The sequence below is a fragment of the Neisseria sp. HMSC075C10 genome, from assembly GCF_001815615.1.
In the GTDB taxonomy this organism is placed as follows: domain Bacteria; phylum Pseudomonadota; class Gammaproteobacteria; order Burkholderiales; family Neisseriaceae; genus Neisseria; species Neisseria subflava_A.
Map to the genome: position 1 here is coordinate 20,707 of NZ_KV821233.1, position 12,450 is coordinate 33,156.

The window sequence follows — 12,450 nt, forward strand, 5'->3', positions numbered from 1 at the left end:
TGTATATAAGCGGTGAAATATTTTCAGACGGCCTAAATTGGAAGACGGATAACAAAATACCCACCGCCTCTGACAGATGGGTATTTTACCATTTAACACATCATCATGCCGTCTGAAAATCGGACTATTGCAGATTTAGCGCGAGGAACAAAGTATTGCCATCGCGTTGTACCAAAAGCGGTACGTTTTTGCCTGAGCTTTCCAATGCGCTACGGAAAGTGGATTCGTCATTGACGCTGATTTGGCTGACGGCAATGATTTCGTCGCCGCGTTTGAGGCCGGCACGTTCGGCCGCACCGCTAACGCGCAGAACGATTAAGCGTTGTTTGCCATCTGCGTTTTCAACCTGCAGGGTAACGCCTGCGTTTTCAACGGTAAATCCGTCATGGCCACCTTCGTGTTGTGGGTGTTCGGCTTCTTTGGCAGAAGTTTCCGTTTGCTCGGCTGCGCTGCCAAGTTTGACTTTGACATCGGTTTGTTTGCCGCCGCGCCAGATGCTCAAAGTCACTTCTTTGCCCGGCATAATCGAGCCGATCATAACAGGCAAATCGCTGGAAGCGCGGACTTCTTCGCCGTTCACTTTGCGTACGATGTCGCCAACCTGTAAACCGGCTTGTTGTGCCGCGCTGTTTGGCATGATTTTGGCAATCAGTGCGCCGCTTGCTTTGTCCAAACCGAAAGATTTGGCCAAATCATAAGAAACTTCTTGAATAACCACGCCTAATTGACCGCGTTGGACTTTGCCGTTGGCTTTCAATTGATCGGCCACATTCATGGCAACATCAATCGGAATGGCAAACGAAATGCCCATGAAACCGCCGCTGCGGCTGTAAATTTGCGAGTTGATGCCGACTACTTGGCCGCGGAGGTTGAATAGCGGGCCGCCTGAGTTGCCTGGATTGATGGCAACGTCGGTTTGGATGAACGGCGTGTAGTTTTCATTCGGCAGGCTGCGGCCTTTGGCGGAGACGATGCCGGAGGTTACGCTGTTGTCAAAGCCGAAAGGTGCGCCGATGGCGGCTACCCATTCGCCCGGTTTCAAATCTTTCGGATTGCCGATTTTGACAACCGGCAAGTCTTCTTGCGGCTCGATTTTTAAGAGGGCAACATCGGATTGGGCGTCTGAGCCGACCAGTTTGGCCGTGTATTCGCGTTTGTCGTTGAGCAGGACTTTAATGTTGCCCATGCCGGCAACCACGTGGGTATTGGTCAGGATATAGCCGTCTTTGCTGATGATGAAGCCGGAACCGAAATTCAAATCGTCGCTTTCGGTATCTTCTTGCGGCATGTCGGGCATATTGGGAACGAGGCGTTTGAAGAACTCGTAAAACGGATCGTTGTCGGGGAATTGGCTCAGGTCCATGCTGTGGTCGTCATCCGGTGTCGCAGTGCGTTTCGCCGGTGTCGCTTGAATATTGACGACTGCCTGTCCTTCGTTTTGCACCAGTTGGGCGAAGTCGGGCAGCAACATACCGACTTTTCCGTCATCGGTATTGGTTTCTATGCGTTGGACGAGTTCTTTGTTTTCGTCTTTGCCGAAAAAGGTGCTGACTTTGTCGCAACCTGAAAGAAGGGAAGCTGAGAGGACAGCAAGGGCCAGATATGTGTTTGTTTTAATATTCACGAAAGTTCCTTTTGCCGGTGCCTATCGTATTGTCGGCATGCGTTTGAGCCGGCAGGCAGTTTTATTGTTTGAATGTTGTTTAAATGTATAAGGTAGGATTTTTACACTTTAACGGTTTTTTTTCAAGCATTTCATTTTAAATGAAAAAATGATAATTGGGATTTTATTGTTTTAAGGCCGTCTGAAAGCTTTGGAATATGACCTGTCGGTCGGTTCGCTTCTTTCAGACGGCCTTTAAATTGTGGTCAGTCGTGTTGGTCCAAATGGTAGATCTGCGCCACGGCATCGATTAATTCGCTGTTGTCCGAGCCGGCTTTATTGAGCGTGCGTGTCGGAGAGTGGAGCAGTTTGTTGGTCAACTGAATGGAGAGGCGTTCAAGGACATCCTCGGCGGATACGCCTTTTGCGAGTTGCTTCATGGCATTTTCCAATACTTGGCGGCGTGCACGTTCACCTTCGTCGCGCAAAGCGCGGATAAGCGGAACGCTTTGGCGGTTTTTCTGTAGGCGGATAAATTCGCTGACTTTTTCTTCCACCATGCTTTCAGCCGCCGCTGCTGCTTTTTTGCGTGCATCTTTGCCGCTTTGGACGATGTCCATCATGTCGTCCACGGTATAGAGATATGCGTCTTCCAATTCGCCGACTTCGGCTTCGATATCGCGTGGAACGGCCAAATCCAGCAGGAAAACAGGCATGTTGTGGCGTTTTTTCAATGCGCGTTCGACCATGCCTTTGCCGACGAGGGGCAGTTGGCTGGCAGTGGAAGAAACAACCACGTCGTAATCGTGAAGAATATCGGGCAATTCATTCAACAGGCAGGCTTCGGCGTTGACACCGAGTTTGTCGCACAATTCCTGCGCGCGCTGGTGTGTACGGTTGGCAACGGTAATGAGCTTCGGATTTTTGGCGGCAAAATAAGTGGCCACCAGTTCAATCATTTCGCCTGCGCCTATAAAGAGAACGTTCAGATCGGAAATGGAAGGGAAGATTTGCTCTGCCATTTTCACCGATGCAGAAGCCATGGAGACGGAGTTTTCACCGACGGCAGTGTCGGTACGCACTTCTTTGGCAACGGCAAAGGTTTTTTGAAACAGGGCGTTTAAGTGGGTATTGATGCTTTCCTGTTCTTGCGCAACGCGGACGGCATCTTTGATTTGACCGAGAATTTGCGGTTCACCCAAGACCATGGAATCTAAACCGCAGGCGACACGGAAGGCGTGGCGGACGGTTTCATTATTATCCAAGGTATAGAGGTAAGGGCGGATTTCTTCGGCAGGTAGGTCGTGATATTGCGCCAACCAGTCGATGATTTTTTCGGTTTCACCGACGCAGTAAAGCTCGGTGCGGTTGCAGGTAGAAAGAATGACTGCTTCTTCCGCCGCCTCACTGCGCGCGAGGTTGGACACGGCATCCGGCAGATTTGCAGCTGCAAATGCCAGTTTTTCGCGTATGCTCAAGGGCGCGGTTTGGTGATTGAGTCCGACGACGGTAAGTTGCATGGTTATGGTATGACTGGGTAGTGTGTGTGGTGGGTATTATAGCTTAAGTGGGCTTTAAAATGAATGTGTTGGGGGTGAAGATGCAATGAGGTTTGTCATCGAAAAGGCCGTCTGAAAAGATTCAGACGGCCTTTTTATCATGAAAGGCTTAAACGGCTTCTGCTTCTTCTGCCAAGAAACCGCGCAGTTTTTGCATGGCTTTGGCTTCGATTTGGCGGATGCGTTCGGCAGATACGCCGTATTCGGCAGCCAATTCGTGCAGGGTCAAACCGCCATCGTCTTGCAACCAGCGGCTTTCAACGATACGGCGGCTGCGGTCGTCCAGTTGCGCCAAGGCGTTTTGCAGGCCTTCGGTTTGCAGGGCGTAGTGGGCTTGTTTGGACAACTGACGGCTAGGTTCTGCATCGTGATCGGCCAACCAGTCGATAGGGGCGAAGTTGTCTTCGTCATCGTTGTTTTCTGCCATGATGCCGATATCATGACCGGTCATGCGTTGCTCCATTTCCAAGACTTCGGACAATTTGACGCCCAAATCGTCGGCGATTTCTTGCGCTTCTTTTGGAGACAAAGCATTCAGGTTTTTACGCATGCTGCGCAGATTGAAGAACAGTTTGCGTTGCGGTTTGGTGGTGGCAACGCGGACCAAACGCCAGTTGCGCAAAATGAATTCGTGGATTTCGGCTTTAATCCAATGCACGGCAAACGAAAACAGGCGCGCGCCGCGGCTTGGTTCGTAGCGTTTGACGGCTTTCATCAGGCCGATATTGCCTTCTTGAATCAGGTCGGCTTGGTTGAGGCCGTAGCCGTCGTAACCGCGTGCAATGGATACGACGACGCGGAGATGGGACAGAATAAGCTGTTTGGCGGCGTTGAGGTCGCCTTTTTGTTGACGTTCGGCCAGTTGTGTTTCTTCTTCGGCAGTCAGCATAGGAATGCTGTTGACTGTATGAATGTATTGCTCGAGGCTACCGTTGCCGCTGTGGATAACGGGTAATGCAAAAGCTTTATTCATAAAAGGATACTCTCCTTGATTGGGCCGTCTGAAAACGGCTTTTTGTTTATTGTGTGACAAGCAGTATAACACTGCCTGTGGTTTGTTTTGTTATGGGTTGGATTTTTTCTGTAAATTAAACGATGGATTCAATAGTTTTTGCTGCTTAAATTGCAGGAGTTGATTGTTTTTGAAAATTTGAGTGATTTGCTAGGTTTTGGATAAGTATATTACAAACATTTCTGTATGTAAATAGTTTTATCAATAAAAAAGACCTTGTATAACAAGGTCTTAAAATTTTTTATTCTGGTTTCTTCCGGCCAATCAGGATGAGGAATACGCCGATAACGGCCAAAATGCTGATAAGCCATGTTGAGCCGCCTGCTTTCATATAAGGCGTTTCGCCGATATAGCCTTTGACGTGGCCTTCGAGGACGGTTTCTGTATCCGGCTGGGCTTCGGCAACAATCGTACCTTTAGGGGAAATAATGGCGGTTGCGCCGGTATTGGTGGCGCGAACCATGTAGCGGCCCAGTTCCATTGCACGCGCTTGGGATTGTTGAAGCTGCTGATACATGGCATTCGATTTGCCATACCACGCCATATTGCTGATGTTGGCGAGCAGGGTGGAGCGTTTCGCCGTTGCAATGAGTTCGTCGCCGAAACCATCTTCATAGCAGATATTGAAGGCGACTTTTTGATCTTTCATTGTCAAAGGCGCCTGGTTGTCGCCGCCTTTTTGAAAGTCGGCCAAAGGCATATCCATCATTTTATAGAGACGCTCGGTAATGGCGGGCAATGGCTTGTATTCGCCGAATGGAACGAGGTGGTTCTTGGCGTAGTAGGGGATGACATCGGAAGTGCTGTTGTGATAGTCGCTCAAATTGATGACTGCATTTTCGTAGCCGTTGCCGTCGGGCGTATATTGGCTGATACCGATGGCCAACGCGCTGCCGTTGCTTTGCGCTTGCTCGGCGAATTGTTCCAAGATGCCTTCGGGCAGGTCTTGGCGCATCAGCGGCAAGGCGGTTTCAGGCAGGATGACGATGTCGGCACTGGTTTTGCTGATTTGTTCGTAGTATTTCTGAATGGTTGGGATGATTTGCTCTTCCTTCCATTTCAGATTTTGCTCGATATTGCCTTGAATCAGGGCAACCGTGCTGGTGCTGCCGTCAGGGCGGGTGTATTCGGTTTGTTGGGAAATGTAGCCGACGGAGCAGAGCGCAACGATAAGGAATAAGGGCAGGAGGCGGTGTTTCAGACGGCCGTGGTTGTCAATCAGCAACACCAGCCATGCGCTGAGGAAAGCGGTTGTCAGCGTGACCATATGAATGCCGCCCAACGGCGCGAAACCTGCCAACGGGCTGTCTTTGATGATTTGGGAATAGCCGATTGCGCCCCAGCCGAATCCGGTCAGGAAGCGTTCGCGGGCAAATTCTGCCAGCGTCCACAAAATCGGTAGCAGGAGGCCGGTTTTGGCCCAGCGCGCCAGGTTGCATTTTCTCCACACCCAAAAACAGATGGCCGGATAAAGCGCAAGAAATGCCGGCAGCAGAAAGGTGAGGGGGATGGCGTACGAATCCGGCAGACCCGAAACATCATGCAGGGCAGTGTGTATCCAATAAAACTGCGCCGTATAACCGATTAATCCGAACAGATAGGCAGACATGACGGCAAAGCGCGGACGCAATTCAATCAGGCGTATCAGCGCGCCAAACAACAACGGCATCAGCCAAAAATGATAATACGGGGCGAAAGTGAACGGTGTCGCGGCGGCAATCAAGATGACCAGCGGCCAGTAAAGCAGCGGATGTTGCCAGTATTGTTCGAGTTTACGGAAAATATTCATGCTTTAAATGGTATTGAGGCCGTCTGAAAAATTTTCAGACGGCAGGGAAACAAAATCAGTCTTTTTGAAACAATTTCATTGCAGGCAGGACAATTGCGCAGGCCAATGCACCGGCGGCTACTCCGACCACCAGATTGGCGATATGTTCCATCATGCCGCTGTCCCAATGTTGTGCGTGGAGGAAATCGTGCAAAAAACCAAGGTTGTGGGCGATCAGTCCGCCGCCGACCAAGAACATCGCCAGCGTGCCGACAATGCTCAAGCCGCGCATAAACCAAGGCATAAATGAAATCAAACCGCGTCCGATGCCTTGTACGGCGGCACTTTTCTGGCGCATCAACATCATGCCGAGGTCGTCAAGTTTGACGATAATGCCGACCAAACCATAGACCAATGCCGTCATGCCGACACCGATGGCGGCCATAACCAAAGAACGCGTCATCAGGTCATATTTTTCAACAACGCCCAGCGCGATAATGATGATTTCGGCGGAGAGGATGAAATCTGTGCGGACCGCGCCTTTAACTTTTGTTTTTTCGTCTGTGACTTCAGGCTCGGCATCGTGTCTGTCTTCGTGTTCATTGCGGTGCAGAAATTTGTGCAACAGTTTTTCTACGCCTTCAAAACACAAATAAACACCGCCGATCATCAGCAAGGGCGTAATCAGTGCAGGCAGGAAAGTGGAAAGCAATAGCGCAAGCGGCACCAGAATCAGCTTGTTGACCAGAGAGCCTTTTGCCACCGCCCAAATAATCGGCAATTCGCGCTCGGCGGATACGCCGGTTACCTGATTGGCGTTGAGTGCCAAATCGTCACCGACCACGCCGGCGGTTTTTTTGGCGGCGACTTTGGTCATCATCGCTACATCGTCCAAAACGGCGGTAATGTCGTCCAAAAGCGTAAGGAGAGAGGCGAAGGCCATAATGTTGTCCGGATAAAATCAAATAAACGCGCGATTATATATGAAAATTCAGTTGCTTGAATGTTTTTCAGACGGCCGTTGACGGAAATTAACCAAAGGCCGTCTGAAAATGCTATTTCGGCGTATAACGTCCCGCCATGGCTTTATACACCATATTTTCGTATTTTAAGGCTTCATAGCGTTGGTTCAGCAGGTTTTGAGCCGAGCTGTACTCCGAATTCAAAGCCTCCAGCCAGTCTTTCAGTTCGTTTTTACCGTGTTGGTAGCGGACTTGATAGTAATGGCTGTTTTTCTTGTCCAACTGATAACGCTGTTCCTGATTGGCAAGGCCGGCCTGCGCGTTTTTGTAGGCAAGGTAGTTGGTGTTGACTTCGTTGAGCGCTGTGGTCAAGGCTTTTTCAAAATTCAGCTTGGCGCTGTCCATCTCCGCTTGTACGGTTTTGTCTTTCCATTTCATGGTCTGCCAATTAAGGAAAGGCAGATTGATGGTGGCCGAACCGCCCAACATAGGGATATTGAACGTGCTTTTTGCTTTGTCGGACGACGTACTCAAACTTGCGCCCAAAGTAATCGACGGATACCAACTGCGTTTTTGCGCGTTGACCGATTGTTGCGACGCTTGCAGGCGGTATTCGGCGGCGCGCAGGTCGGGGCGGTTGGCCAAAACGGTAATCGGTACGTCCAAATTTACGCCTTTGACCGGCAACAGGCGGAATTGTGCCGGATCGGCGGCCATGTTTTCAGACGGCCTTAAATTCAATAAATTACGCAAAACCTGTTTTTGCGTATCCAAATTGTTTTGCAAAGACAACAGGCTGTTTTCCGCACTCAGCAATGACTGTTTGGCTTGGGTCGGTTGGCTGGAGTCAGCCCGGCCGTAGCGGAACTTGGCATTCGCAATGCGGTTGATTTCCTGATATTGCTTCAGCGATTTTTGCGCCAACTCGATGGCTTCGTTCAGGTAGGCAATATTGAAATAGGCATCGGCAACATTATTAATCAAAGTCAGGCGTGTGTTGGCCATGTCTTCATGCGTGGCTTGGTATTCCCATACCTGCGCATCGGCAGTGGCACTGAGTTTGCGCCACAAATCCAATTCGTAGCTCAAGCCAAGCTGGCTGCTGAAGGTATTGCCGTGGCTGCCGGTTTTCAGGTTTTTAGAAGCATTCGCACCCAATGATCCGCTGAACGAAGGTACCAAATCCGCACCCAAAATATTGGCTTGGTACAAAGCCTTGTTGACGCTGATGGCCGCCTGTTTCAAATCGATATTGTTCGCCAGCGCCTGCTCCATCAGCGCATTAAGCTGCGGGCTTTGGTAGATTTCCCACCAGTTGCCGTTTACATCGTAGCGTTCGGCAGTTTCCGCCGCACTCATGATTTGGCCGGTTGCTTCCAACGTCAGATTCGGATTGGCTTTAGGCGCGGCGCACGCACTTAGGGCAAGGGCAACAGCCAATGACAAGGCTGCTTGGGAAAAAGGTTTCGTCTTCATAAAAATCTTTCGGGTAACGGCATTTCAGACGGCCTTAAGATAATAGGCCGTCTGAAACATAATCAATCTTGAGCTAAGGCATCAATCGGGTTGAGCTTGGAAGCTTTGTTGGCAGGCATAAAGCCGAACGCGACGCCGATGGCGGTGGAGCAGACCACCGCGCCGATGACGGAAGTCATGGAAATGCTCATCGGGAAGTCGGTGACAAAGTAGTTGAACACCAGGCTGATGCTTGCGGACAACAATACGCCCGAAAGGCCGCCGATGATACAGATTAAGACGGCCTCAATCAGGAACTGTTGCAAAATATTGTTGCGGCGTGCGCCGATTGCCATGCGGACACCAATTTCTTTGGTGCGCTCGGTAACGGAGACCAGCATGATGTTCATCACGCCGATACCGCCGACCACCAAAGAGATGACCGCAATGGAAGAAATCAGCAGCGTCATGGTGCCGGTCGTGCTTTCAACCATTTCTTTGATGCTGTCGCTGTTGTTCATAAAGAAGTCTTCTGTACCGTGGCGTGCTTTCAGCAGCTCGGTCAGGCTTTTTTCGGCGACTTGCGTGTTGGCATCGTCTTTGATTTTGACAACGATGGAGTTGGTATGGCTCTCGCCGGTAATTTGGTGCATGACCGTTGTATAAGGCGACCAAAGCATCAGCGAGTCAGAGTTGCCGAACGAGTTGTCATCCTTTTTCATAATGCCGATGACGGTTAGCGGGCGTTTTTTGAAAAGGATGGTTTTGCCTAAAGGATTGACGCCTTCGCCGAAGAGTTTGGTTTTGGTGTTTTGGTCGATGACGACGACTTGGGCATCGGTTTTTACATCGTCATCATCAAACAGACGGCCTTCTTCCAATTTCAAACCGCGCACGTCGAAATATTGTTCGCCTACGCCGTAAAGTGAGGCGGTCAGGTCGGTGTTGCGGTAGGTTAAGGTGCCGCCGGAGTTGGTTTGAGGGGTGGCAGAGGCGACGTAGCTTTGTTGGCTGATGGCTTTTGCGTCATTAATCGTCAGTGTCTTGACCCGTCCGCTTCTACGGTCGCCAAAACCACGTCCGGGGAAGATGCTGATGGTGTTTGTGCCCATCGAGTTGATGTCTTCCAGGATTTTTTGTTGCGAGCCATTACCTAAGGCCACTACCGATACCACCGATGCGATACCGATGATAATCCCCAGCATGGTCAGCAGCGAACGCATTTTGTGCGCCATAATCGCCTGTACCGACATTTTGAATGCTTCCATAAATTGATCGTAATAAAACGACCAGGAAGCTTTTTCTTTAATCCTCTCCACTTTGCTGGGCGGGATATCGGGATTTTTAGACGTATCCGAAATAATCTGACCGTCGCGGATTTCGATGACGCGGTTCGCATTTGCCGCAATGCCCGGATCGTGGGTGACCATAATCACGGTATGCCCGTCTTCGTGCAGCTTGTGGATGATTTCCATCACATTTTTACCGCTGGCGGTATCCAATGCGCCGGTCGGTTCGTCGGCAAAGATAATTTCGCCGCCGTTCATCAACGCGCGGGCGATCGAAACGCGCTGTTGCTGACCGCCGGAAAGCTCGCTGGGTTTGTTGCCTTCTTTATTTTGCAAGCCCAAATCGCCCAACAGTTTTTCCGCACGTTCCGCGCGCTCTTTGCTGTCCATGCCCATATACACGGCAGGCAGGGCGACGTTGTCCCGGGCGGTCAGCGAGCTTAACAGGTTGTAACGCTGGAAAATAAAGCCGAAACGCTCACGGCGCAAAGCCGCCAGCTCATCCGGCTGCATTTGCGATGTTTCGATGCCGTCGATTTGATAAGAGCCGGAGGTGGCGGTATCCAGACAGCCCAAGATATTCATCAGCGTCGATTTGCCTGAGCCGGACTGGCCGATAATCGCCACAAAGTCGCCTTTCTCAATAGAAAGGCTGACATCTTTCAATACGTGCACACGGTTTTCACCGCTACCGAAAAAACGGTTGATATTCTTACATTCGATTAAACTCATAATCTTTCCGGGCGAAAAATAGAAATACAGGAACTAAGGCCGTCTGAAACACAGCCAAACCTTTCAGACGGCCTTAATCAATCAGCGAGGAGGGCCGCCACCCATCATCGCGTGTTCGCTGCTCTTATTCTTTTCATCTGCGCTCATTTCAGAAACGATCACTTTTTCGCCTTCTTTTAAGCCGCTTTTGATTTCGGTATTCATGCTGTCTTTCAAACCGACGGTTACTTCGCGCTCGACAGCTTTATTGTCTGCACCCAAAACGCTGACAAATGATTTGCCGTTATGCTTTTTTACGGTCAGCGTCGATACCAGTAAAACATTCTTCACGCCGTTGATTTCGATCGTGTTTTGAGTGGTCATGCCGATAGAAAGTTTGCCTTCGGGATTCGGTACCAGTGCGCGGGCATAGTAGTAAATCGCATTGGAAGTCGTGTCCGTGCTGCTGGTGTAGTTGCCCAAAGACATGGTGGTCAGGCCGGGGTCGACACTGTCTAATTTCGCTTTAATCGGGGTGTCCGGCTCGGACAAAATGGTGAACGAAATATCCTGACCGGCTTTGACTTTTGTGATGTCGCCTTCGGCAATCTGCATTTTGTTTAACATGGTTTCCAGATTGGCCAGCTGGATAATGGTCGGCGTAGATTGCGCCGCATTGACGGATTGGCCTTCTTCAACAGGAATGGCGACCACAGTACCGTCCATGGTGGCGGTAATCCGCGTGTGGCCCAGTTCGGATTCGGCTGTATTGATGGAGATTTTTGATTGTTTGATGGAGGCCTTCAGTTCGGCAACATTGGCTTTGGCTGCGGCTAAAGAGTCTTGTGCAGATTCCAAGTCTTCCTTGGAAGTTGCCTGTTCTTTCCATAAGGCAAGTTCGCGTTTATATTTTTTCTCCGCACTGGAAAGCGCGATTTCGGCAGAAACCAATTTTGCCTGATAGGTTTCCAGTTTGGATTTTTCGGTATTTAAGGTATTGATCTGATTGGTTGAGTCGATTTCCGCAATCAGATCGCCTTTTTTCACTTGTTGGCCCAGTTTCACATACAGTTTTTTAATCTGACCTGAAGCTTCCGCGCCTACGGATACCAAATTGGAAGGTGAGATTTCGCCGGTTGCCGACACGGTTTGACGGATATCGCCGCGTTTGACCACTTCTGTAATAAAAGAAGACTGAGGCTCAGGCTTCATCAAAGACCAGCCGCCGAAAGCCGCTGCTACTACAACAGCCGTACCGGCCGCCCACTTGAAAACTTTAGACATATAAAAGGAACCAATTCAATAAAATAACGTTGCAGACAAGCAATAAATGTATTGATAGAAACAAAAAAACAACTGGATTTTACTGTAAAGACCAAGGCCGACCAAGAGACGGTCGGCTTAAATTGAAGTTTAACTTATTGAAATAAAAAATAAAGGGCAGTAAACATTTTTCAGAACTTGCACCTCATTTACATAAATTCCCAAACTCCCTCCGAATCTGAACATTTAAGCCGCAAGAAAACGACTATAATATTCATGTCTTATTCTAATTATTTACGACATAAATACAATGAAACATCAACAAGGCTTCACGCTTATCGAGCTGCTGATAGTCGTTTTGATTGCAGCCATTCTTGCTACCATCGCATATCCGTCTTATCAAAACTACATCCGCCAAACGCGTCTCGCATCCGTCCGCACACAGATGCTGCATAATGCCCAACAACTTGAACGCTACTATACTCAAAAAAGTACATTTGTAGGGTTTCCTGATGGAAATTTGCAGCAGAATCAATATTTCGATATTAGTTTTTCCAAAGATACGGCTTCTGCGCCTAATCCTTCCGAAAATGCGGCTTCTATGCCTAATCCTTCCGATTCAGGTTATATTTTGAAGGCAGAACCCAACCAAGAAACTAACGCAAATGAAACCTGTACCGTTTATTACAACGACAGCGGTATTACCTGGGCAAAAAACAGCAATAAACAAAACTGTCCCGGCTATGAAACGCTCACAGATGAGAAATAAACAAAGGCCGTCTGAATTTCAGACGGCCTGAGACCTTTGCAAATGTTTCTAAATATTCT

9 protein-coding genes are annotated in these 12,450 nt (G+C 49.4%); 1 reads left to right on the forward strand and 8 read right to left on the reverse strand.

The features are described 5' to 3' along the window. Positions 1-124: 124 nt before the first annotated feature. The 8 genes from HMPREF3047_RS00775 to HMPREF3047_RS00810 form a co-directional block, all read right to left on the reverse strand. A complete protein-coding gene (locus HMPREF3047_RS00775) occupies positions 125-1,624 on the reverse strand; it encodes a DegQ family serine endoprotease (RefSeq protein WP_070711918.1) in 1,500 nt (499 codons plus the stop codon). Positions 1,625-1,869: 245 nt separating this feature from the next. Next, a complete protein-coding gene (gene hemA, locus HMPREF3047_RS00780; protein ID WP_003684306.1) occupies positions 1,870-3,123 on the reverse strand; it encodes a glutamyl-tRNA reductase in 1,254 nt (417 codons plus the stop codon). 148 nt (positions 3,124-3,271) lie between these two features. Further along, positions 3,272-4,135: an RNA polymerase sigma factor RpoH gene (rpoH, locus tag HMPREF3047_RS00785; RefSeq protein ID WP_004519690.1), complete on the reverse strand. Its 864-nt coding sequence runs from the start codon at positions 4,133-4,135 to the stop codon at positions 3,272-3,274. A 280-nt stretch (positions 4,136-4,415) separates the two neighbouring features. Next, entirely contained in the window at positions 4,416-5,963 is a 1,548-nt protein-coding gene (lnt, locus tag HMPREF3047_RS00790) for an apolipoprotein N-acyltransferase (RefSeq protein ID WP_070711920.1), read from the reverse strand. Between the two features lie 55 nt (positions 5,964-6,018). Then, complete coding sequence (locus HMPREF3047_RS00795; RefSeq protein WP_070711922.1) at positions 6,019-6,885, reverse strand: DUF808 domain-containing protein; 867 nt, start codon at positions 6,883-6,885, stop codon at positions 6,019-6,021. A 112-nt stretch (positions 6,886-6,997) separates the two neighbouring features. After that, entirely contained in the window at positions 6,998-8,380 is a 1,383-nt protein-coding gene (locus HMPREF3047_RS00800) for a TolC family protein (protein WP_070711923.1), read from the reverse strand. 62 nt (positions 8,381-8,442) lie between these two features. Beyond that, a complete protein-coding gene (locus HMPREF3047_RS00805) occupies positions 8,443-10,380 on the reverse strand; it encodes a MacB family efflux pump subunit (RefSeq protein WP_070625105.1) in 1,938 nt (645 codons plus the stop codon). Positions 10,381-10,461: 81 nt separating this feature from the next. After that, positions 10,462-11,643: an efflux RND transporter periplasmic adaptor subunit gene (locus HMPREF3047_RS00810; RefSeq protein WP_070625104.1), complete on the reverse strand. Its 1,182-nt coding sequence runs from the start codon at positions 11,641-11,643 to the stop codon at positions 10,462-10,464. A 289-nt stretch (positions 11,644-11,932) separates the two neighbouring features. Between HMPREF3047_RS00810 and HMPREF3047_RS00815 the strand changes: the two genes are divergently transcribed. Continuing rightward, positions 11,933-12,391 (forward strand): type IV pilin protein, encoded by a 459-nt coding sequence (locus HMPREF3047_RS00815; RefSeq protein WP_070583474.1) that lies wholly within the window; start codon positions 11,933-11,935, stop codon positions 12,389-12,391. Positions 12,392-12,450: the final 59 nt, after the last annotated feature.